We start from the raw sequence: 22,698 nt of genomic DNA, 5'->3' as shown, positions 1-22,698 counted from the left end.
AATAGTGCAGATAGTTTATACAGTTGCATGCGTGCCCCTATACAAAACTGCTATTGCAACTACTATAAGAATCATCCCCATAAAAGCAGGTGCGGCATGACCAAGTGATACATAAATTTGCCCTCCAATAATTGGACCAATCATTCTTGCCAAAGCTTGAATAGATTGGCTTCCACCTTGAATCCTTCCTTGTTCACTAGAATCGACAGACTTTGAGAGCATCCCATTGAATGAAGGCCCAAAAATCGAGTCACCAAAACCAAACAGTAACATCCCAACGATTAAAAGAGGATATAGGGAAAACAAAGCAGATGCTGCAATAAAACTGTAGCCAATAATCTCCGAAACCATCCCAAGTATTGCTATTTGTTTATCACTAAGCTTGCCCACAAGCTTTGGCATTATAAAAGCTTGTGAAATGATGTCTTGAAAGCCCATAATTGAAAACATAAGTCCGATTAGTGCAGGCTTCCAGCTAAAAGTATCCATCGTAAGTTGTGTGAAAATTGCTTGTAAAGATCCGTTAGGTATCCAAAGTAAAAACGCTGAGACGAGTAACCATTTTAAGTGTTTCATAGAAAGTATATTTGCAAGTTGTACAAAAGGATTTAACCTTACAAAAGTAATCTCTTTTAACCTATTATTTTTGTCAAGACTCTCAGGCATATATTTCATCCCATATAATACATTGAATAAAGTTATGAGCGCTCCAAAATATAAAGGTACAGAATGACCAAGCTTTGCAAGTAATCCCCCAAGAGTTGGGCCAATGATGGTTCCTACACCTACCACCGCACTTACCCATCCAAAGTATTTCGTTCTCTGTTCTGGCGGAATGATATCTGCAAAATATGCGAAAATTGTACTGATACTCCCGCCTGTAATACCTTCTATTATGCGTCCAGCAAATAGTACCCATAGGGCCCCTCCTATACCAAAAACTAAGTACCCGATTGCGGAACCGAAAAGGCATATTAAAAGTAATGGACGACGGCCATATTTATCGCTTAAAGCCCCGAGTGCAGGAGCAGCAAAAAACACGCAAACCGCATAAACAGAGGTCAGTAGCGTAACAACTAGAGCCTGTTCTTCCGGACTACTTATATAAGGCTGCACTAAGAATGGCACTACAGGCATAATGATGCTGAAACCTATACCACAAAGAAATACAGAAATAAGGCCGAATATTAAAGCATGTTTATCTATGTTTTTTTCAGTTTCGCTTTCATTTTGTGATCTAAAAATAGACATTTAACTTCTCTCCTTAAAACATTTTGTTGCTTCGTCAACAAAAATACAATAATAAAAAGGTAGCCTTACTATGAACAGGCTACCTTTTTATTATTTAAATGTATCCCGCATGAACGGAAAAATAAGTTAGTTTTCGGGATTAACTACCCGTAAAAACCCGAATGCTTCAACTGTATTATGACTTAATATGTATACCTTGTTTCTTTATTTCTGCATCCAAATGCCTACTATACTTTTCCACGAAGCTAATTATACTTTCAAATTCTTCCTCAGTTACTTGCTCAAATACAGCTTTATCCCGATCTTGAAACTCTTTGTGCAAGTCTTCATGGATTTTATAAATTTCTTTCCCTTGTTCAGTAAGCCTAAAATAAACTTCTTTCTTATTTTCCGACTTTTGGTAGCTTTCAATAAGGCCTTTTTGTATGAGCTTCTTAGTCATTCTACTTATAGCACCGCGAGTCACATAAAAAGCCTCTGCAAGTTGTGTCACGTTAGAATCTGCATTGTTTTCAATATATTCAATGCAATGTACTTCAGAAGACTTAAAACCTTTAAGACCCTCTTCCATCTTATCCTTATTAAGCCACACTATCTTATTATATAATTCCCTGAAACCGTTCATGACCTGTTCTTCCTTATTCATGGCCTATCCTCCTAACCGCTCATTCATACGTTAAAACCATTATATTAAATTTCTGTTTCCATTTCGACTATATTGAAATAATTATTTTAACATTATAGAAATATGTAAACACAGGTGACTAACTAGAATAATTCCTTACACGGCAAATAATACAAGAATTATGCTACTTGTATTACGCAATATACAAAATATAAGAGCTAAGATCATTCCTCTTAGCTCCTCGTTCATAAAACTACTTTTTAAAATACTATTTCACTTCATTTGCTACAAAAAATTGCTCACAAACACTTGAAATGCGCTGCAAGTCTACATTTCCACCAGATATAACCGCTACTACTTTTTTCCCTTTAATATATGTATCCACTTTCCCTGCGAGTAGAGCAGCAGTAGCTAATGCGCCTGCACCTTCTACAACAGCTTTACCACGCTGTAATAAGTCTTTCATCGCTACTTCTAATTCGCTTTCTGATACTGTTACAATATCATCTACTAATTCTTTTACAACTTCAAAAGTTAAATTGCCTGGTATTTTAACCGCGCAACCATCTGCTATAGTAGGTGCCTCATAATGTTCTACAATTGTACCTTTGTCATAAGATGCCTTCATCCCATGAACATTATCTGCTTGAACGCCAATTATATTAATCGATGGATTAAAAGATTTTAATGCAACAGCAATACCAGAAATAATTCCGCCTCCACCAATTGGTACAATAACAGTATCTACATCCCACATATCATCAAGAATGTCTAATCCTATTGTACCTTGACCAGCCATTACCTCTACATCATCATATGGATGTAAGTATGTTTCACCTGTTTCCCTTATAATTTCCTCACATTTTGCCTTCGCATCATCAAAGGTTTCACCATGTAAAATCACTTCAGATCCATACCCTTTAGTTGCTTCAACTTTCGCCTGAGGTGCAGAAATCGGCATCACAATTTTACTCTTAATGCCAAGTAAATGAGCAGATAAAGCAACCCCTTGTGCATGATTACCAGCGGAACAAGCAATTATTCCTCTCTCTTTTTCTTGATCTGTCAACTGTGACATTTTATTAAACGCACCACGGAATTTAAACGAACCCGTTAATTGCATATTTTCTAATTTCAAGTGAATTTCTCCGCCTGTTTTACTAGTCAAATAAAAAGATTTTACTAATGGCGTTTTACGAGCATTTCTATCTAGAATGTTTTGAGCTTTTTTAATGTCTGCTATATGTAATGGTAGTTTTTTAGTTATCATACTAACACCTCTTCCAATGATCTATTCCTAAGTTTTCGTATGTAGCAACTCCTTTATACGAAACCACGTATATTATGTAAAAGTCTTTATATATGTACCTCACTCTGTAATACACACATTTGCAAACAATTCAACATCCTCTTCATATCACGTTCTTTGTAATGATTTAGGCATGCAATTTGGATCCAGTTATTCTTTTGTAAATACGCTGATTCATAATGGACGATATATCCTTGTAACGCTAACGCATCTCCTAACGCTTTAGAAGAAAGACCTTTATGTAATTGAATGGTAAGTATAATTGACGCAGCATGTTCTTTAGGTGAAATAAGTTTTAAACTCATAGTAGTAATAGCTTGTTCAATATATGCATACGTCTCTTTTATTTTTTCAAATGCCATTTCATCTTCGAATCTTTTTAATGCTTCTTGCAATGCATACATTAAATTCCATGAATGTGAATATGGAATACTTTCATTTTCTTCGTACATACCAATGTCCATATAGGCCGGTAATGTCTCATTTACTTTCACATTGTGATTATAAAAAACGAAAGATAATCCAGTAAACGATTTAATTGCCTTTCCGCTAACGCCGCTTGCAAAATATACATCCTTTAAATTTATCGGTATTGCTCCAATCGAACTGATACAATCTACACATAATTTCATTTGACGCTTGTTACAAAGAGTATTTAGTCCGTCTAAATCATTTAACATTCCAGTTGACGTTTCATGGTGAACAAACCAAAGCCATTCATAATTTCCGGTTTCCATTATTTTTTCTAATTCTGTATAAATAAACGGTTCTCCCAATTCTTTTTTATACGTATCAAAATGTAATTGCGCGCGTGTTGCATGTCCAACTAATCTATTACCAAATTCTCCATTTGTTAATACTAGTCCCTTCCCTTTTAAAGAACATAACTGTAAAGCAATCGAATCATTCGCTAATGTCCCTGTTCCTAACATGATTTGCACACGTTTTGCTTTTGTCATTTGCAGTAAACGTTTTTTCACATTTTCCATCGTCACTTGAAATGACTTAGAACGATGCGAAGTAGACTTAGTAGAAAATGCCTTTCGAACATTCTCTTCCATATCGACTGGACCAGGTAAAAACGTATATTCCTTCGTCATAATACCCCCAACACTCGATGCTTCAAACATAGCAGGGGTAACATACATTGGCTGGAAGGCTGCTTCTTCTGTTCCAACTAACGTATGGAAAGATTTGAATCCCATTTGCTCATATAAAGGTAGTTCACGAGTTGTAGCAGAAATGAGCGCCAATTCATATCCATTTAGAAGCAAATAACGATGTAAAAAGCGAATTAAACCTAACAATGCTCTTCCATTTCGATATGCACGTTCTACTGAAAGCAAACGAATTTCATATACATTTTCTCCATGTTCTTGAAAATAGAAATCTAGATTTGAAATTTTATAGTCTAACGAGAATGGTCGTTTTCCTCGCAACGCAACCATACCTACCACTTTATTGTCGTCTAAACAAATTAAATATGTATTTTCTTCATGGAAACGATCTATACGAACACGCTCTTTCGTTTCTTCATGTTGCGGAATTTCTTCTACAAATGTTTTATAATTCAATTTATGTATACGTTCAAATTCCCAAGCTTGATCAGCAACTTTATAAACTAACCCCATGCCTTATCTCCTTTATGTATTTAATAAAAATTATAAGTGGAGGTTAACTCCACTTATTAAAAATTCATTTCATTCTCGATTTACATATAAAATAAGTACAATGATAAGAGCACTTAAAATAATCGTAACAATAGAGTAAGAATACAAAATCATGCAAACCGGTAAACAAGCGATTGTAATTAAGCCTGGCTTAGTAAATCCTTTAAAAATCAAATAAAATATAATGAAAACAACAACAAGAGTAAGCGCTATCAAATAATCAAATGCGATTAATCCTCCAATAAAAGTGGATATGCCTTTTCCGCCCTTGCCTTTAAATAAAATTGGGTAAATATGTCCAAGTAAAACAGCCAATAAAGCTAACATTATGAATGTAGAATCTTCAAAAAGGTATTTTGCAATAGAAACTACGATTGCTCCTTTGATTGCATCACCTAAAAATGTAGCAATGAAATACCCTTTTCCATATACGCGCCCCATATTTCTTGCGCCAGGATTACCGCTTCCTTCATCTCGAATATCAACGTTATGTCTCCATTTTGTTACTATATAAGCGGTCAATATGTTTCCAAATAAATAAGAAGCTACCAAATACAAAAATTGTATACTATTAATCATGAAATCATTCACTTTCTACATGGGAGTACTTATACAATATTCAATGACCATGTATATTGTACTTTTCTTACTTTACATCCCTTTATACATTTTAACATCATATATTTACAAATCATACAAAAATTCTCATACAGCTATTTTTAAAAATATATATTCTTCATTAAATAATATGTTCCTTTCACTGCTGATTCTGATTGTGATACAAATGTAACTTCTCCTATACTCTTCTCACAGCATTTCTTAAATTCATTATATATTTCAGGAACGAAACGTAGTATGCTACCACTTACTGCAATTGAAGTTGATACATCAAACTGCATCTTATTGTATATATTCACCGTAATTCTCGTTAATTCCTTAGCCGCTTGCAAAATAATTTCATGTGCGTCATCATTCCCATTCCTCGCTTCCTCAATAATGAATGGTGCAATTGCTGCAACTTTATCTTTTGAAGAACTGTATACTAGTTGTTTTATATGAGACGATGTTAAAAGTTGAAATCGATCTTGCATCCTTAAGCTTAATTGACAAAGTCCCATTCCTTGATCAAATTGATTTGCCATTCTCTTTAAACCTTGTAACGCAATCCAATATCCGCTTCCTTCATCTCCTAAAATATGTCCCCATCCACCACTATACTCGTACACTTCTTCTTTCTTTCCAATACAAATTGCACCTGTACCGCCAATCGTTAAAATTCCATCCTTCCCTTTTAAAGTAGCTGCATGTGCAATCATTGCGTCATTTAAAACTTTAATTTGAGTTCCGTACTTCTTTTTTAACCGTAATGTTAATTCATTTGTATTTGCTCCACTTACACCCGCTAATCCTAAACAAATACAAACGCAATGCCCATTTAATAACCCTTTCTGGCATTGATCAATCACTTCCATAATATGCACAAAAGCTTCTTCAAAATCTATTAATATATTCCCAAAACCACTTGTAGCTCTTACAAGTCCATTTCCCTCTTTATCAAATGCAATTGCTTCTGTCTTCGTTCCCCCGCCGTCTATTCCGATCATATACTTCATACGTTCGCCTCATTCTCTTCAAATTGGAGGGAATGTTATGTTCCCTAAAACTACAGATTGTTTTGCACCTGTTGCGCTCGGCACATTACTCGGATTACGATGATGTGTTTCGTTTGCTAAAATGGCAAAGGCGATTGCTTCCTTCGCCTCTGAAGAATAGCCTATATCTTCTTGGATGAATATTGCGCACTTTTCTTCCTTTAATCCATTCCGTATCATTTCAACAAGTGTACGATTATAACTGCCCCCACCGCCTAAAATTACCTCATCGATTTCATAATACGGCAAAATAAACTCCTTATAATGATAAACAATTGAACTTGCTGTAAACATCGTGACAGTCGTCAATATATTTTCTTTACTATGCTTTTCAAACCGCTTCAATAATTCACATACAAATTCTTCTCCAAACTGTTCTCTACCAGTTGATTTCGGTGGATTCATTTTCAAAAATGGATGATTCATACAATATATCAAAATTTCTTCTACAACTACTCCCTGTTTTGCAACCTTACCATTGTGATCATACGGCAACTGAAATAACCTTTGACATACTTCATCCATTACCATATTACCTGGACCTGTATCAAATGCTATAACGCTCTTCTCACTTAGTTGACTTGGTATTACAGTAACATTACCAATCCCGCCAATATTTTGTAGTAGTCTATTTTTAGTATGGTGACGATACAAAATAATCTCTGAATATGGTACAAGTGGTGCACCTTGTCCTCCTGCTGCCATATCCATCGTTCGAAAATTAGAGATAACCGTCGTTTTCGTTTCATACGCTATAACTGCTGGTTCTCCAATTTGTAATGTGGAAGGAATCATAGTACCATCTTGCTTTGGCTGATGATAAATCGTTTGTCCGTGAGAACCAATTAAATCTAATTGTCCCAAAGGAAAATTGGCCTCTTTACAAACTTCCTTTACAGCATTGGCGAAACATAAACCGAGTTTGAAATTTAAACTGCATATGAGTTGGACATTTGAATTTTCTATTGATAATGCCTGCTGGATCTCATTTTTCATATCATTATAAAATGGCACAGTAGTAAAATGGATGAGTTCAACTTTAGAACCTACACCGCTTCCTTCTATATGAACGAGTGCTACATCTATTCCGTCTAACGAAGTACCGGACATTACCCCTGCAATATACATAACATGCATAACCTCCTATTTACTAAAAAACAATCATGTAAGTTACAAACGTACAGCCAATTGAAAATATTATAAATCTAAAAAACAGCTGCACTTTTGATGTAAACGACCCATCAATGAAAGAAACAACTACTGTAAGCAAAATACTTGCCGCAATGCTTGTAACGAGCCATATACTATGCATTTGTGATAGATTTAACATTCTTAATAAAGGTACAAATAGTAAATTCGCACATATCACTCCAAATAGGAATAAAAATACACCTTTATAACTAAATTTTATATTCATTCCATTTCACCCTCTCTGGACTTCATGTGAAAGAAGTGATAGGCAAAATACCTATCACTCATAAATACAGTATAAAAATCACAGATTAACAGATTCTCCGTCTCCATTCTTTTCAATTTCAAGCATATTTTTGTCGTACATTTTAAAGAATGGTAGATAAATAAGGAATGATATTGCTATATTTATGAAAACTAATACAATTGCACGCCAATCTCCGCCTGTAGCTAAATACGCACCAATTGGAGCTGGTAATGTCCACGGTGGCATAATATGTGTTGGCGTTACAAATCCCATTGCAGTTGCTGAATATGCAACAGTTGCTGTTACAAGTGGTGTAATGATAAATGGGATAATTAAAATTGGATTTAGTACAATCGGTAATCCGAATATCACTGGTTCATTAATATTAAAAATACCCGGAACAATACAAGTTCTTGATAATGCTTTCGAATATTTTGATCGACCAAATACAATCATAGCTAATACAAGCCCTAATGTCGCACCAGAACCGCCAATCCATATAAACCATTGATATAACGGCTCTGGTGAAATGAATGGCAACTGATCAGCTCCACTAGCAACTGCTTCGCCATTTTTCCCTAGGTATACTTCCCATAATGGCCGAGCAACAGTTCCAACAACCGACACACCATGGATTCCAAATGACCAAAAAAACGTAATTAAAAACACTGGAATGATTACACCGAAGTAACTATCCCCAGCTTTTACTAATGGTGCTGCTAATTTATCAACAACATGGTGTAAATCAATGTTAAAAACGACAGTTACTAGACTCATTATAATAATAACGAATGCAGCAGGTATAAGTGCTTCAAATGAACGCGACACAGATGGCGGTACTTGTTCTGGCATTTTAATCATTACATTTTTCGTCTTACAAAACCTTAAAATCTCTACGGATAAAATAGAAACAATCATCGTCACGAATAATCCATGACCTCCTAGATTTGTCATCGGAAGCATAAATCCTTTTTTATCAATTAATTCAGGAGTTAATGTTAATAGCAGTGAACATACTGCAAGCTGAGCTCCCGATAAAGCATCTAACTTATAACTTTTCGCTAAATTATATCCTATTCCAAACGCTATATATAAAGACATAATAAACATCGTTAAACGATATGGTATTAATATACTTGTTTGATTTTTTAATGCCCAAACGGATATGAAACTATCTTTCGGTAATGGTGGAAATGCTACGATTAAAAAGAAACTCCCTACTATAATAAATGGTAACGCCGAAATAACTCCATCACGGATTGCTTGTAAATGCCTTTGCTCAGAAAGCCTTGCCATCGGTCCAGATAAGTTTTTATCAAGAAACGTGACAAACTTATTCATAACGCTTCCCCCTAACGAATTAAATCATTTACAGTTTTTAATAAAGTCGGTCCACCAAGCGGCGTATATGCTTGCGGCGGTATGATACCGCACGGGATAGATTCCGCTTCTGCAAATTTTTTTACAGAGTCAAATCGGTGTCTAATTTGAGGTGCAACCATTACAACATCCCAACCATTCTTCACTTCTTCTTCCACCTCATTTGTTCCAATCGCATGGACTTCTATGTTTATCCCTTTTTTCTCCGCCTCTTTTTTTAAAGCGTTTACAACAATTGCACTGGACATCCCTCCAGAACAAACGAATAAAACCTTCATTTATTAATCCTCCTATACTTATAAATTATCCCCTTCGAATGAAAGGAAGTTTCACTTTACTAACAAGCATATGAAGAAGTGAAAGAATTTAGTTATAATGAAAGTAAATTTCACTAAAAATATTTTTCCTATTAAATTAATGTTTCAATATGTATTTTTCTCTATTGCAAGGCCAACCCTGCCCCAGATAATATATTAGATAATCATATGATAGGGAGGCGTATAAATGATTGTTAAACGTTTATTAATGATATGTTGTATCGTCATCTTTTTTATTCCTTTCTCTTTCATTTCCCCTCACTCTACTTATGCTGAAGTAAATACTACGTACAAAAAACATGAATTACGTGCTGTATGGATCGCATCTGTTCTTAATATTGATTGGCCATCAAAAACTGGCTTACCTATTGAAAAGCAAAAACAAGAATTAATAAGATTGCTAGACGATGTAAAAAGCACTGGTATGAATGCAGTGGTTGTACAAATTAAACCAACTGCTGATGCTTTTTATCCTTCCAAATACGGTCCTTGGTCAGAATACATTACGGGTACACAGGGAAAAGACCCTGGATACGACCCACTCGCATTTATGGTTGAAGAGGCACATAAAAGAAATATAGAATTCCACGCATGGATTAACCCATACCGAATAACGATGAATCACACTGATATAAATCGATTATCAAATGATCATCCTGCAAGACAACATCCCGATTGGGTTGTACCATATGGTGGAAAGTTATATTACAATCCCGGTATTCCAGAAGTGAAAAAATTCATAACAGAAGGTGCTTTAGAAATCGTACAAAATTACGATATTGATGCGTTGCATATGGATGATTACTTTTATCCATATAAAGTAGTTGGCGAAGAATTCCCTGATCAAAAAACGTACGAAACGTATAATAACGGTAGATTTACAAATATAGAAGATTGGCGACGCGGCAATGTAAATGAACTTGTCAAAGGTCTAAATACTGCTATAAAACAAGAAAAATCATACGTAAAGTTTGGCATTAGTCCGTTCGGCGTATGGCGAAATATAGCTGACGATCCAACTGGTTCTAACACAACTGCAGGTCAAAGGAACTACGATGACCTTTACGCTGACACACGTGAGTGGATACAAAAAGGTTATATTGACTACATTACACCGCAAATATATTGGAATATTGGTTTCACACCCGCTGCATATGACATATTAGTAGACTGGTGGGTAAAAGAAACAAATAATAAACCGATTCACTTATACATCGGTCAAGCGGCCTATAAAATTAATAATAACTCTGTCCCAGCTTGGTCTGATCCGGAAGAATATCCAAGACAGATTGTATTAAACCGGCTATTTTCTGAAATAAATGGGAGTATGCATTTTAGCTTAAAAGATATTAATAACAATCCACTAGGGGTTAAAGATAGACTCGCAAAAGACATATATAAACATCCTGCACTAATCCCGCCTATGCCTTGGCTTGATCATGATCCACCAAAACAACCGACTTTAAAAGGGGCCATTCCAAGAGATGAAGGTATTGCTGTAGGTATCATTGATGATAGAGAGAATGACTCTGCTTATTACGCAATTTACCGCGCGAATGGAAAAAATGAAGTGGATATAGAAAATCCGAAACATTTACTTACTACTGTAAGAAAAACAAAGCTTGGGGAAATTTATTTAGATAAAACAGTTATTTCAGGAGAAACGTATACGTATGTCGTAACTGCAGTTGATCGATTGCATAATGAAAGTACTCCTTCTAGTAAGACCACTATAACAGCAAAATAGTATACAACAAAAAATTACCTATTCATTTATGAATAGGTAATTTTTCTATTATCATTTATAAATTAAACTACATAATTTCTTTTAATAAAGAGTTAGCACTTTTAAGAATTTCTCTACCATCATTCATTAAATTTGTAGCTCTTTGCATTTTATTTGTATTTCCTTCATCCAAAGCTTCTGGGGTTAACTTCGCAGAATGATTAAACTTCTCTAAAGCCTGCAAATATAAACTATTAACTTCTTTGAATTTGTCAGGTACTTGAGCGTTTGGTGGATTTTCAGTTACATCTTGTAACATAATGAGACTCGCAGCTAACTTAATCGTCCATTCTTCATTACCGATTTTATTATTTACTAAAAGATTTCCTGTCTGATTTAAAGAATCTGTTAGTTTTTTACTATGAGTAGCATATGCAGATCTATAATTTGATTCCAACACCTTTTGTTGTGTTTCTGCCTTACGCGCCTCTGCTTCTGCTTTCTTTTTCTCGTCCTCTTCTTTCTTGCGTTGCTCTTCTTCTATTTTCTTCTTTTCTTCCTCTTCTTTTTTACGTTGCTCTTCTTCTGCTTTTTTCTTTTCTGACTCTTCCTTCTTACGTTGCTCCTCTTCTGCTTTCAACCTATCTGCTTCTTCTTTTTGTTTCATTTTCTTTTCTTCTTCTGCTTTTTCAGCTGCTTCTTTTTTCTTTTCTTCAGCTGCTAATTGCTTCTCTTTTTCTTTCTTTGCCTCTTCAGCATTTTTTTCTTCTTCTACTTTTGCTTTTTCAGCTTTCTGTTTCTCTTCTTTTTTAGCTGCTAATTGTTTCTTTTCTTCAGCTTTTTTATCCATTTCAGCTTGTTGTTCTGCAGTTATTGGATAAAAAATATGACTTAATGTTAAAGAAACAATAAGCACAGATAAACATGAACCAAAAATAACAGCAAATTTTTTCAAGCGCGAACGATATTTCTTTATAATTAACGTTCCTATCATCGCAATGAAAAATGCTATAGCTCCAATTAAAGCAATCATCCCAATAAACATTAACAAAGTATCCACTATTAAAATGTACTCCTCTACCTATGTATTTCGTAAGATCCATTCTAGTTATCTATACATGTTTTTGCCTATTTAAACGAGTTTCTTATAGAATCTTACATTTTCAACATTTGTCAGTATAACAATTATACAATCATAAAAAAAGGGTTTTACTTACTTATTAATACTTCAACTAATTCTGTAATTTCTGATTGCAGGTTACTTTCTAACAAAAAAGAGATTCCCTCAAAAAAGCTGGATGTGCCAACTCTTCCAAGGAAATCTCTCCTACTTATTCTTAAACTTCTCAGTCGCTGCTCTCATCTTCACATTCAAATCGTGATCAATCGAGTCACGAATATCTCGCTCGACTACTTCCATTTCTTTTTGGAAATTTTGCAAGTAGATTTTTAGTTCTTCTTCTTTTTCTGGTCGTTGTGAAGGTGGTAATTGTACGACTAACGATAGCATAGCTGTTAAATCTTTCATTAAGAACGTTTCAAGTTTATGTTGTTGCTCAAACATACGCTGCTCCTGATAATACGGTAAGGCATTTAATACTGAAATTGTAATATCATCAACCGTTCGTTGTAATGAAGGATTTATTGAGCGTTTATACGCTTGAATTGTATTTAATGCATCTGGATATCGATCATAAAAATACAATTTATAAAACGATAAGTCTGTCGGTTTTACTGTTTGCTGCGTTTCTTGTCTTAAAAAATCTTTTACTTTTATCGCCGCTACATCAATATCTTCATTTGTAAGTTTTTTCGTTGTTTTTGCCATTACATGCACTTTTTTCTGTTTTTCTTTCGGTAACATTGAGAATACTTGCTCTCTCGTACGTTGACCTGATGCACAGAAAAGAGTGTTTAATGTATACTGTTCTTTCTTTCCTTCCGTACGAATCCAGCGATAAAAGAGTGGATGTTGTGTAAATTCTTGTAGAAACGGTAATGATTTATTCGATAACTTATCTAAAGAATCATGTGCTCTTTTATATGGTTTCGTCCATGAAAAATACAGTTTACGTCCGAAATATACAACTAAAACAACGACAGTAAATGCGATTAAAAGCAATGTACCTAATAGTACTAATACGGTTTGAATGAAACTCATTTTTTCACCTCCTCTAAAAGTCTGTTATTTCCTTGGACGCTGAATGAGTTTTTGTTTCATTTCATCATTAAATGTGTCTAGTTCAATAACAAACTTCTTACTTGACTCGATAATGCGTTCTGATGATTTCTCAGAAGCTTCAATCGCAGCAAATACATTTTGGAATGATTCGCGTAATTTATCCATGCTAATTGCAGGATTTTCAAGAAGTTTTGTTGTTTCTTCTGTATTTTGTTTTAATGCTTGTGAGTTACTTAATACCATTGATTCAATTGCTTCATTTGTCGCATTCACTGCATCAATTGTTTTACGCTGATTTGTTAACGCTAGCTGGATAGCAGCTGAAACTGTTACAACGTTTTGCGTCATCGTAATTGCATTACGAATTGCCTCTGTTAACTTTTCATTATTTTTCTTAATAATGTCTACAGATGCGATAGATTGTAATAAAACACTTTTCGCTTGCTGCATATTACGTGTACGCACTAGAATCTTTTCTAACGCATCGTTAATTAATGGAATATCTCTTTGACGTTCTGGATTTTGTTTCTCAGCTTCCAGCATGCCAGCGAGTTTTCTTCCTAAGTATACTTGTTTATCAAGAGCGTGAATTTTATCGTGCGATTGCTCTTTAAGCATTTCAAGACCAACTGTATCTTCTTGTAAGTTGTCACGACCAATTAAAAGGGATCTTATAATCTCCTCAATTTGCTTATCTATAGATTGATATTTATGCACGTATGTTTCAAGTGGGTTTTTCTTGAATACTTTAAACATAATTTTCTTCATTCCACTTGCTTTTAATGAATTCGGATCAAGCTCTGATACCACTTTTCGTAATTCTAACAATGTATTTGGTATTTCTTCGTTCTTTCCATTCATCATCGCTGTTACAGGACGTTTTAACGCTGACAACGTTTGTCCTGCTGCTTGTTGCTCTTTATCCCCTAAATCTCCTAGCTGGGACAATACTTTTGATAAATCTGTATTTTGCTCGCTATTTAACTTTTGTACATAAAGATCAGCTTCTTTATTCAATTCCTCTAATTCTGCATCTTTTATAACTGTATCAACCACTACTTCTACATTATTATCTTTCACAATCGATACAGGTTCTTTTTTCTCGAGTTCAGTCAACAAAATCGCTCCTTTATTTATATGTGCGAATTTATTTGCACTATATATTTCATCTCATTCATCGAATTCCACTTGTTTGAAACCGATTTTCAAGAAATACCTGCATATGCAGTCATTCCCTGTTTCTTAGTATAAGTATACCTGTTCTCAACATTATTTTCCTCAGACTTAAGACCTAGAGAACAACATGCTGAAGGCGGATTCTTCGTATATTACGTATATAAATTATGTTCTTCTTATCCTACTGTACTCAATCTTTTGACATATACCCTTTTTCAATGTGATAATTAAATTGCGCTCACTCCTATTTCTTCTTGCGCGCTACGAATGCTCCATTTTGAAATGCCAATAACACCGTTTCAAATATTTCATCTTCTTCAATCATTTTTCTAAACTCGGCTAACTCACTCGCGTGAGAAGTAGCATTATCAACAACAAGAAAACCGTTTGGTTGTAAAATGCGTTTTATATGCTCAAGCCACCACATGTATTGCGTACGCTCTGAATCTAGGAAAATAAAATCAAATGAATGATTTAGCTGCGAATCTAAAAATGCCCCTGCTTCTTGATTATGAACATCAATCCTTTGCAAAAGGTTTGCCTTTTCAAAATTGACAAGTGCCTCTCCAACTCGTTCCGAAGAAAGCTCTACAGTTGTTACATTTCCATTTGTTTCTTCTACCGCGTTAGCTAACCACAATGTAGAATAGCCATTAGAAGTTCCAATTTCTAAAATATTTTTTGCACTACACCCTTTTACTAAAATTGATAAAAATTTCCCCATCTCACGAGAAATATTCCGTAATTTTTCTTCCCGTGTTTTTTTATTTCGATCATGCTCTTCTCCATATTGTTCAAGTTGAAATAATAATGAATCTAACGTATCCATTTTTTCATCGCCTTTCCAAAGCAATATGATGAAAAAGCTCTTGCTGCCCGTCTACTTTCATTATATGCGAAACGAAAACCTTTTTCTCGTTATATGACAAAGATTTAAATTTTTTTATAGCATATTGTTTCGTTTTTTGGTAAAGTTAATTTCTACGTGCAATTATTCCATTCATACTATTTTTAATTCAATTGCAGTTATTAAATCATATAAACCCCAATTAAATGAATCGGTATTTCAAATTCAATTAAGCGCCCTTTCCGGACGCATTTTCTTTTGTTTATATATTTCTAGAAGAAAGGATGCTTACAATGAACGTGATTAGCTTAGATGCTGCTAGAAAACGAAAACAGCATAAAAAATTAATGATTACTATACCGATTATTTCACGTATTTATGAAGAAGACGGGGAAATTAAATTTGAGGTAGCCGGCGAAAAAGATGTACCTCTTGAAATGTTAGAAAAATAATAAAAAAGACGCACTTCTAAAGAAATGCGTCTTTTTTATACTATTACATTTAAGTGCATAAGTTTTTCAGGATTAACCATCATATAAATGTTTGAGATTTTCTCATCCTCAAATGCGAATGAAAGTACATACATCACTTTATTATTTATTGTAACTATAACGCCCGGTGCACCATTTACTATTTTGAAATCAACACTATACTTTTCTGGCAATCTTTTTGCAATTCCAAAGAACAAACGTATAATTTTATCTGCAGAATAAATCGGATTAATAGCAGTTGTAACTTTACCACCACCATCTGCTTTAAATATCGCATCTGTTTTTAATACTTCTAACATGCCTTCTGCATCCTCACACTGTAATGATGATACAAACTTTTCCACATAGACAGCCATTTTCTTCGTACTTAGTGTTGATTGCTTCGGCTTATCTAAAATACTTTTTCGTGCGCGTTGAAAGATCTTCCGGCAATTCACACTACTCTTATCAACAATTGAAGCTATTTCTTCGTATTCATAACTGAAAACCTCTCTTAATATGAAAACAATCCTTTCTACCTCAGATAGTTGTTGTAAAAGTAATAAATATGCGGTTGACAGGGATTCTTTCATTATAAATGACTTTGATGACTCATCACTCTCTTCTACAAATGGCTCTGGTAACCACATCCCTACATATACATTACGTTTATGCGCTGCCGAACGTAATTTATCAATTGAACGATTTGTCGCCATTTTACACAAATATGCTTTCATATTTTCTATAGATTGAACATTCTCTATATTATTTACCGCGATAAATACGTCATGAACGATATCTTCAGCGTCCATAACACTCCCAAGGATTCTATATGCTAATGAAAATAATAATGGTTGATACGCTTCATATAATTGCTCCGTTTCCATGATGAATTGCCTCACTTTCATATTGCTTTAAAATGTGTAACGCTGCACGTTTCCCGCTTGCTACCGCAGCATCAGCTAATATTTCATCATGCCCTGCCCAATCTCCTGCAACGCAAACACCTGGCATTTCAGGTATATTAGGGCCCGGTTTTTCAACACGGTCAATATGAGGAAAGTCATGTACTACTGTTATTTTCGGTAAATATTGCTGTGCAACAACTTCTCTTTTCCAATTTGGATGTAACAACTCCATCATACTTTCCAACTGTTCTTTATCTTCATGAATATGATTCATCTTTAGCACAGGATTATGGTACTTAATTAGACTCACTGCAATTGCTCCATCTTTACTTAATTTGGCTGCTCTTGATTGATTCGTGAAAAATATAGGTTGATCTAACCCTAATGCAAACTGATGTGTTGGGTTGGTTAAGCGTCTTAAACCAATATCTAATGCAGCGACGGTAACCGGTACCGATTGTTCACTCCATCTATACAAACTTGTTCCTTCTGCACCTTTTATTATTTTACAAGCCTCTTTTGGTGGAGTTGTCACGATGACTGTACCTACTTCAAATAACTCATCGTCAAAACAATGTATTCTTTGTTTATCTTCGTAATGCTCTATTTCCAAAACATGTTTATTAGCCGAAAATTGCACCCCGAGATTATTCGCTATATCTCTTAATTTTTTTATTATCGTCTCCCAACCACCATCTACATAAAATACTCCTTCTTTCATAGACAGCTGTATTTGCTTTAGTACAGATGATGCTAATTGCATTGTAGGAGCAAACGTATATGTTGTCGTTCGGCATAACGCATAAAATATATTTCGAACCATTGGATCTTTTATTTCTTTTTCTGCCCATGTAGTCAGACTCATTTTCGGCACTTCCCCTACATTTAAATTCCCTAAATGAATCATAAGACGCGAGAATTGTACTTTTGCAGCCCATGAAAGTAGTGGAGTTGCTAAAATAGAGCGAAAATCTGTGGGGATTGTAAATACATCCCCTTTCCATATTCCATGTGCTTTTGTAGATGGCATTCCACCTGGAAGATTCAAACCTAACTCATTAAAAGTTAAAAATGCTGCGCCTCCTCTGTATAAAGCATGTGCACCAAGATTCATGCAAACGCCATTTTTATTTACAGTCATCCCTCGACCACCGAAGCGACTGGATTTTTCCAATACAATAACTTTCCTCCCAGCTTTCGCTAAATATATAGATGCTGTTAATCCAGCAAGCCCACCGCCAACAATTGCTACATCAAATGTATTCATAATAAAATCCCTCCTTATTCGTTCTACATACAAGACGAACGATTAACGAGGGATGTGACATTCAGTGATACATAATTTATTTTCTAATCCATTACATGCTGATGCCAAATTTTTCTTTCTTCTTCACTCATTCCTCCAATTATTTTTGAAAAATCTATTTTTCTATCAAATGAGTCTTTTAACATGTAAAATTGTTCAAACGAACCTGTAAATATTTCTAATGAACGAGAACAACAAATCGTTTTAAGGTTATCAATTGTTGCGCCATCTAATTCTAATTCCTTTAGTCCTTTCATTTTACCTAATGCGGTTCCATCCTTTACCTTTGTATCTGTCAACTTTATATTTTGAATTGACGAATTGTGTTTTAAGCAATTAAAATTAACAATGATGCTGTTTTCAAATTCAATCGTTATTAATTTTTTTAAATTTTGCAAAACAAATAAATCCAGTTCACTAACATTTTCTAAACCTAAAATATATAAATACTTTAAAGAATCTACTTTTGAAATTGCATCGAGCTGCTCACAATTTGAAATATGTACTGTAAGGGATTCTAAATCTTGAAACTTCGGTAATAATGAAAAATCTTGAATACTAGTATGTGAAATGTCTAATTTCTTTAATGATGATATTTCCATAAGTGCCGATAAAGTATTTATCTTCGTATTTTTTATATTCATTTCTTGTAAGTGCTTCAAATGTAATACTGGCGTTAAATCTTGAACCGGGTTATTAACTAAATATAACTTCTTTAAAGAATCCACTCGTTCTAATCCTGTTAAATCCTTAATTTCATTTCCAGATAAAATTAGCTCTCTCACTTCCGTACACATTTGTAACGGACTAATATCTACTAATCCATTTCCACCTAAATATAATCTCTTCTCTCTAATAAACTTGCCTGCACACTCAGGTGGACCCACTATATTTCTCCAATTCTCATCTAAACTATCGTACCAATCATTAATGTTTTTTTCAGATTGAAATATTAATTGAGGATGTAAAACAGGTAACTCAATGTTAAATAAAGCGTCTAAAAAATGTATATTATCGTTGGCACCATAACTCCAATATAAATAGTCTTCTTCTTGGTGAATGGTGAAATTTTTATTTTTTAGCGTTTGTAAAATAAATAGTAACAAGTCTGAAATTCTATTCGCAATTACATATTTTACTTCTTCATCTCGTCCAAAATTAATAACTTGTCCCACTTTCCCCTTTTGATCCGGGTCAACATCTATTCCTATATTGTTACCGCCATAATCTTTACTAATAGGTATCCAATTGTGATTCACATATCGTTCCTTAATACATTCTGCTGGTATTGAAAATGCATCAAAATTCAAAAAATCATCCTCTTCAATTCTTTTCCATATTCTCCACTCATCCAAAACTTGATCTAATGAGAGAAATGGCAAACCAAAAAATAACCCTGGTCCTGATTTACCCTCACCGTTATGTGCAAGATAAAGATTACGTAATTCATCTGGAAACGCAATTCCCATTTCATTTTCAGCATCTTGAATTTCTTCTATTGTTGCAGGTGCATTCAAAAACGGTTGAAAGTAATTTTTCAATTCAACTTCCAACTCTTTTAAAATAGTATGATTCATTTTCTGCACTCCCCTTATAATACAAATAAAAAAGCGTTATCTTTTACATTAATTGTAATTAATAGCACCTTTTTTCGCAATGAAACTATTGTAATTATATTGCATACAATCGAACAATTTTATCACTTTACAAACCAAGAGCAACAGCACTTTCACATTTCAATAACTAGACTCATATCCTAAATTCAAATTGCATGAAAATATAAGAAAGGCAGGTAATACAAATGACTTCTAGTATCGACTACACTTCCCCCTCAACTAATTTCACCCATGATGTAAGTAAAAGTAATTTTTTTCAGAAAGATGCTCAAAATTATATAAACGTACTTGGTATGAAACAATTAAATACGTTAGAAAATACTTCTTTATTAGATATTTATTTAAGTACAGGAAATGTTGTAGAGCCACATATTCATCAAAATGCAGCTGAACTTGTTTACTGTATTTCAGGATCTGCGGTTGTTTCTTTACTTAATCCTTTTACAAATCATATATTAAACTTACCGATAAAACCGGGGCAAGTTGCAAACATTCCAAAAGCGTGGTGGCATTATGAAATTGCTACAGCAGATGGTACTCATTTATTAGCTATTTTCGACGCTCCAACCCCAGAAGTTATTTTTGGTTCTGATATTTTAAGGTTAACTCCCGCGAATATAATGGCTCATACTTACTGTCTCGATGAACAACAATGGAAACAAGCGGTATCACCTATTCAATCTACTACAGTAATTGGTCCGTCAGCAAACTGTAATCAAAACCGCGGAATGATAAACCCACCAACTCAGCCTCCTAGTCCACAACAAAATTTATATTACCAAGATTCATATTATTTCCCTCTTTACTGGGGATATTAATTTATATTATAAAAAGACAATTAATTATCTCCTCGGAAAATACGTAGGAGATTTTTTATTGTATATCCCCTATTCCTATTTATTATCGTAACAATTAATAGAGTACATACATATAATAGTTATATATTTAATTGGAGGTGATAGTACTATGAGTAATTATAACTATCGAAAAAACTACTCCCATAATAAAAATAGTAGTTCATCAACATCCTCTCAGTCTTCGAATTCTCAATCTTCCAATTCCCAATCACAAAGAGATTTAGCTGAGCAAGGCTATGTAAAGAAAAAAGGATGTAATTGTAATAAAAACAAATAGTTTATTACGAATTTGAACAATAACATTTCAACGCACACGATAAATAATTTACTTCCCTTTTATTTAAAAGATGAATTCTGTTTTTAATAGAATTCATCTTTTTTATTTATAGGTAATTTTTTAAACTACATAACTTATTCCATAAACAATAAAATGTAAATCATAATTTTTTATACCAACTTAACAAAGAGTAATTTCTCAATTGTTTTATCACCTATCCACAAAAAAATATAACCCCCCTAACAAAATTAGGAGGGGTTATATACAAATGCCTGTTTAAATTTCAAACAAACATTGTAACAAATTAGACGATATTAATACCTGCGCTTACAAATCCAGCTACTGCAGCTATTGGACTTGCTGCTGTTAACGAAACATACAGTAGTATTTTATCTCCAGCAGCTACCGGAATAGCTTCAGGTACGATACCTGATGCTGTGTCCAAAATAGCGATAACAGCAAATGCCGGTGTTAATAATAAAGGTGCTCCCTGAACTGTAAACGTATTACTTGCTGCTGGCGCAGTTAATATTTGTATCTGCACTTGAACAGGTGATAATGGAGCTAATGCAGCTGTTGCACTAAAGAAACCTGCTAGTGACGTAATAGTCCCTGCTCGTGGTGCTACAAATGCATAATCACCTACACCTAACGCTAATGTGATACTTGTTCCACCTGTTAAAGCAACGCCAGGCTGACTAAATCCAAATCCAAGTAGAGTTCCTGTATTAGCAACTAATGCGTTAACTAACGCAGCTGGTGTTGTACCCGAAGCGAATGGAATAATAGCTCCGCCACCAGTTGCACCCGTTGCTCCTGTTGACCCTGTTGCACCCGTTGGACCTGTCGCTCCCGTTGGACCTGTTGCTCCTGTTGGGCCTGTTGCTCCTGTTGGGCCTGTTACTCCTGTTGGGCCTGTTGCTCCTGTTGCTCCTGTTGGACCTGTCGGGCCTGTTGCTCCTGCTCCTGTCGCTCCTGTTGGACCTGTTGCTCCTGTTGCTCCTGTTGCTCCTGTTGCTCCTGTTGGGCCTGTTGCTCCTGCTCCTGTTGGGCCTGTTGCCCCTGTTGCTCCTGTTGCTCCTGTTGCTCCTGTTGCTCCTGTTGCTCCTGCTCCTGTTGGACCTGTTGCTCCTGTCGCTCCCGTTGCCCCTGTTGCTCCTGTTGCTCCTGTTGCTCCTGCTCCTGGAGTAGCTCCAATTAATTGAGTTAATAAATTTAATAGAAGTTGTAAACTTGCAGGATCAATAATTAAAGAGAAGAAGAATGGTGCAAGAGCACTGTAGAATTGTTGTAATAAAGAAAGTAATTCGCTTATGTCTGGATTAGGAGATTGGAGTACATTGATAATACTTTGGATTAATTGTTTTAAATAATTACCTTCTGGAGATGGTGCTAATCCATTTAGTAAATTTAGTAGCTGAGTAAACAAATTGAGTAAATTTAATCTGTTTGCATCACTTGGATTTGCAAAAAACGCTGCAATAGCCGAAATTAAAGAATTTAGTAAAGTGATTAACTGTCCTAATTGAGTGCTAGTAATTGGAACAGTTTGTGGATTATTACAACATTCTGGTGTGAAAACTATCGGATTGCAGTTATTGTGACCAAAACAATTGTTATGTGACATTTATTTCCTCCTGACTTGTCTTATAGTTGAGTGTTTTCCTATTCTAAGAACTATAAAATTTTGC

General features: G+C 34.6%; 21 protein-coding genes. 3 read left to right on the top strand and 18 right to left on the bottom strand.

Annotated features, from left to right (window positions below; all coding sequences use genetic code 11):
- Window positions 1-15: 15 nt before the first annotated feature.
- The 10 genes from KVT31_RS21195 to KVT31_RS21150 form a co-directional block, all read right to left on the bottom strand.
- Window positions 16-1,251 carry an MFS transporter gene (locus tag KVT31_RS21195; protein WP_217613629.1) on the bottom strand — a complete coding sequence of 412 codons (1,236 nt, stop codon included), beginning with the start codon at window positions 1,249-1,251 and terminating at the stop codon, window positions 16-18.
- A gap of 175 nt (window positions 1,252-1,426) precedes the next feature.
- The gene (locus tag KVT31_RS21190) at window positions 1,427-1,897 is read right to left on the bottom strand and encodes a MarR family transcriptional regulator (protein WP_217613628.1); all 471 of its coding nucleotides are present in this window, start codon (window positions 1,895-1,897) and stop codon (window positions 1,427-1,429) included.
- Window positions 1,898-2,144: 247 nt separating this feature from the next.
- Window positions 2,145-3,146, bottom strand: a complete 1,002-nt coding sequence (tdcB, locus tag KVT31_RS21185; RefSeq protein ID WP_217613627.1) for a bifunctional threonine ammonia-lyase/L-serine ammonia-lyase TdcB — start codon at window positions 3,144-3,146, stop codon at window positions 2,145-2,147.
- A gap of 86 nt (window positions 3,147-3,232) precedes the next feature.
- Window positions 3,233-4,816 (bottom strand): aminotransferase class V-fold PLP-dependent enzyme, encoded by a 1,584-nt coding sequence (locus tag KVT31_RS21180; protein ID WP_217613626.1) that lies wholly within the window; start codon window positions 4,814-4,816, stop codon window positions 3,233-3,235.
- A gap of 69 nt (window positions 4,817-4,885) precedes the next feature.
- Window positions 4,886-5,434, bottom strand: a complete 549-nt coding sequence (gene plsY, locus KVT31_RS21175) for a glycerol-3-phosphate 1-O-acyltransferase PlsY (RefSeq protein WP_098342486.1) — start codon at window positions 5,432-5,434, stop codon at window positions 4,886-4,888.
- A 140-nt stretch (window positions 5,435-5,574) separates the two neighbouring features.
- Window positions 5,575-6,468 carry a BadF/BadG/BcrA/BcrD ATPase family protein gene (locus tag KVT31_RS21170; protein WP_217613625.1) on the bottom strand — a complete coding sequence of 298 codons (894 nt, stop codon included), beginning with the start codon at window positions 6,466-6,468 and terminating at the stop codon, window positions 5,575-5,577.
- Between the two features lie 18 nt (window positions 6,469-6,486).
- Entirely contained in the window at window positions 6,487-7,635 is a 1,149-nt protein-coding gene (anmK, locus tag KVT31_RS21165; protein ID WP_217613624.1) for an anhydro-N-acetylmuramic acid kinase AnmK, read from the bottom strand.
- 22 nt (window positions 7,636-7,657) lie between these two features.
- Complete coding sequence (locus KVT31_RS21160) at window positions 7,658-7,924, bottom strand: hypothetical protein (protein ID WP_098342489.1); 267 nt, start codon at window positions 7,922-7,924, stop codon at window positions 7,658-7,660.
- 78 nt (window positions 7,925-8,002) lie between these two features.
- On the bottom strand, window positions 8,003-9,286 hold the full coding sequence (locus tag KVT31_RS21155; protein WP_217613623.1) for a PTS sugar transporter subunit IIC: 1,284 nt from the start codon (window positions 9,284-9,286) through the stop codon (window positions 8,003-8,005).
- Between the two features lie 11 nt (window positions 9,287-9,297).
- Window positions 9,298-9,603: a PTS sugar transporter subunit IIB gene (locus tag KVT31_RS21150; protein WP_217613622.1), complete on the bottom strand. Its 306-nt coding sequence runs from the start codon at window positions 9,601-9,603 to the stop codon at window positions 9,298-9,300.
- Between the two features lie 226 nt (window positions 9,604-9,829).
- Here KVT31_RS21150 and KVT31_RS21145 point away from each other — a divergent pair, with 226 nt between their 5' ends.
- Complete coding sequence (locus KVT31_RS21145) at window positions 9,830-11,389, top strand: glycoside hydrolase family 10-like protein (protein ID WP_217613621.1); 1,560 nt, start codon at window positions 9,830-9,832, stop codon at window positions 11,387-11,389.
- A gap of 67 nt (window positions 11,390-11,456) precedes the next feature.
- On the opposite strand, the gene KVT31_RS21140 is transcribed toward KVT31_RS21145, so the two are convergent.
- The 4 genes from KVT31_RS21140 to KVT31_RS21125 all read right to left on the bottom strand — a co-directional run bounded on the left by KVT31_RS21140 (window position 11,457) and on the right by KVT31_RS21125 (window position 15,555).
- A complete protein-coding gene (locus KVT31_RS21140) occupies window positions 11,457-12,428 on the bottom strand; it encodes a hypothetical protein (protein ID WP_253601426.1) in 972 nt (323 codons plus the stop codon).
- A gap of 267 nt (window positions 12,429-12,695) precedes the next feature.
- On the bottom strand, window positions 12,696-13,529 hold the full coding sequence (locus KVT31_RS21135) for a DUF3974 domain-containing protein (protein ID WP_098342493.1): 834 nt from the start codon (window positions 13,527-13,529) through the stop codon (window positions 12,696-12,698).
- Window positions 13,530-13,553: 24 nt separating this feature from the next.
- Complete coding sequence (locus KVT31_RS21130) at window positions 13,554-14,666, bottom strand: toxic anion resistance protein (protein WP_000137398.1); 1,113 nt, start codon at window positions 14,664-14,666, stop codon at window positions 13,554-13,556.
- A gap of 304 nt (window positions 14,667-14,970) precedes the next feature.
- Window positions 14,971-15,555 carry an O-methyltransferase gene (locus tag KVT31_RS21125; protein WP_098342494.1) on the bottom strand — a complete coding sequence of 195 codons (585 nt, stop codon included), beginning with the start codon at window positions 15,553-15,555 and terminating at the stop codon, window positions 14,971-14,973.
- A 311-nt stretch (window positions 15,556-15,866) separates the two neighbouring features.
- Between KVT31_RS21125 and KVT31_RS21120 the strand changes: the two genes are divergently transcribed.
- Window positions 15,867-16,025, top strand: coding sequence for a hypothetical protein (locus KVT31_RS21120; RefSeq protein WP_001100983.1), 159 nt, complete (start codon window positions 15,867-15,869; stop codon window positions 16,023-16,025).
- Between the two features lie 35 nt (window positions 16,026-16,060).
- Here the strand turns inward: KVT31_RS21120 and KVT31_RS21115 are convergent, their stop codons facing one another.
- From KVT31_RS21115 to KVT31_RS21105, 3 genes are all read right to left on the bottom strand, one after another.
- The gene (locus KVT31_RS21115) at window positions 16,061-16,930 is read right to left on the bottom strand and encodes a sigma-70 family RNA polymerase sigma factor (protein ID WP_098342495.1); all 870 of its coding nucleotides are present in this window, start codon (window positions 16,928-16,930) and stop codon (window positions 16,061-16,063) included.
- Entirely contained in the window at window positions 16,908-18,218 is a 1,311-nt protein-coding gene (locus KVT31_RS21110; RefSeq protein WP_217613620.1) for a phytoene desaturase family protein, read from the bottom strand. Before KVT31_RS21110 ends, KVT31_RS21115 begins: the two co-directional genes overlap by 23 nt.
- 83 nt (window positions 18,219-18,301) lie before the next feature.
- A complete protein-coding gene (locus KVT31_RS21105; RefSeq protein ID WP_217613619.1) occupies window positions 18,302-19,834 on the bottom strand; it encodes an SMI1/KNR4 family protein in 1,533 nt (510 codons plus the stop codon).
- 224 nt (window positions 19,835-20,058) lie between these two features.
- Between KVT31_RS21105 and KVT31_RS21100 the strand changes: the two genes are divergently transcribed.
- Complete coding sequence (locus tag KVT31_RS21100; RefSeq protein WP_217613618.1) at window positions 20,059-20,691, top strand: cupin domain-containing protein; 633 nt, start codon at window positions 20,059-20,061, stop codon at window positions 20,689-20,691.
- Window positions 20,692-21,311: 620 nt separating this feature from the next.
- Here the strand turns inward: KVT31_RS21100 and KVT31_RS21095 are convergent.
- Window positions 21,312-22,634 carry an exosporium glycoprotein BclB-related protein gene (locus KVT31_RS21095; protein WP_217613617.1) on the bottom strand — a complete coding sequence of 441 codons (1,323 nt, stop codon included), beginning with the start codon at window positions 22,632-22,634 and terminating at the stop codon, window positions 21,312-21,314.
- Window positions 22,635-22,698 lie beyond the last annotated feature (64 nt).

Origin of the sequence: Bacillus sp. GbtcB14 (assembly GCF_019091205.1) — a bacterium.
Classification (GTDB): Bacteria; Bacillota; Bacilli; order Bacillales; family Bacillaceae_G; genus Bacillus_A; species Bacillus_A cereus_AG.
This window is presented reverse-complemented; position numbering and strand designations above follow the sequence as displayed.

Bases quoted from the DNA above. Each gene is read 5' to 3' on its own strand.
- KVT31_RS21190 (WP_217613628.1), bottom strand. From the start codon at position 1,897: ATGAATAAGGAAGAACAGGTCATGAACGGTTTCAGGGAATTATATAAT.
- KVT31_RS21120 (WP_001100983.1), top strand. From the start codon at position 15,867: ATGAACGTGATTAGCTTAGATGCTGCTAGAAAACGAAAACAGCATAAA.
- KVT31_RS21110 (WP_217613620.1), bottom strand. From the start codon at position 18,218: ATGAATACATTTGATGTAGCAATTGTTGGCGGTGGGCTTGCTGGATTA.
- KVT31_RS21100 (WP_217613618.1), top strand. From the start codon at position 20,059: ATGACTTCTAGTATCGACTACACTTCCCCCTCAACTAATTTCACCCAT.
- KVT31_RS21180 (WP_217613626.1), bottom strand. From the start codon at position 4,816: ATGGGGTTAGTTTATAAAGTTGCTGATCAAGCTTGGGAATTTGAACGT.
- KVT31_RS21095 (WP_217613617.1), bottom strand. From the start codon at position 22,634: ATGTCACATAACAATTGTTTTGGTCACAATAACTGCAATCCGATAGTT.
- KVT31_RS21170 (WP_217613625.1), bottom strand. From the start codon at position 6,468: ATGAAGTATATGATCGGAATAGACGGCGGGGGAACGAAGACAGAAGCA.
- tdcB (WP_217613627.1), bottom strand. From the start codon at position 3,146: ATGATAACTAAAAAACTACCATTACATATAGCAGACATTAAAAAAGCT.
- KVT31_RS21155 (WP_217613623.1), bottom strand. From the start codon at position 9,286: ATGAATAAGTTTGTCACGTTTCTTGATAAAAACTTATCTGGACCGATG.
- KVT31_RS21135 (WP_098342493.1), bottom strand. From the start codon at position 13,529: ATGAGTTTCATTCAAACCGTATTAGTACTATTAGGTACATTGCTTTTA.
- KVT31_RS21145 (WP_217613621.1), top strand. From the start codon at position 9,830: ATGATTGTTAAACGTTTATTAATGATATGTTGTATCGTCATCTTTTTT.
- KVT31_RS21195 (WP_217613629.1), bottom strand. From the start codon at position 1,251: ATGTCTATTTTTAGATCACAAAATGAAAGCGAAACTGAAAAAAACATA.
- KVT31_RS21115 (WP_098342495.1), bottom strand. From the start codon at position 16,930: ATGGAAACGGAGCAATTATATGAAGCGTATCAACCATTATTATTTTCA.
- plsY (WP_098342486.1), bottom strand. From the start codon at position 5,434: ATGATTAATAGTATACAATTTTTGTATTTGGTAGCTTCTTATTTATTT.
- anmK (WP_217613624.1), bottom strand. From the start codon at position 7,635: ATGTATATTGCAGGGGTAATGTCCGGTACTTCGTTAGACGGAATAGAT.
- KVT31_RS21160 (WP_098342489.1), bottom strand. From the start codon at position 7,924: ATGAATATAAAATTTAGTTATAAAGGTGTATTTTTATTCCTATTTGGA.
- KVT31_RS21125 (WP_098342494.1), bottom strand. From the start codon at position 15,555: ATGGATACGTTAGATTCATTATTATTTCAACTTGAACAATATGGAGAA.
- KVT31_RS21105 (WP_217613619.1), bottom strand. From the start codon at position 19,834: ATGAATCATACTATTTTAAAAGAGTTGGAAGTTGAATTGAAAAATTAC.
- KVT31_RS21150 (WP_217613622.1), bottom strand. From the start codon at position 9,603: ATGAAGGTTTTATTCGTTTGTTCTGGAGGGATGTCCAGTGCAATTGTT.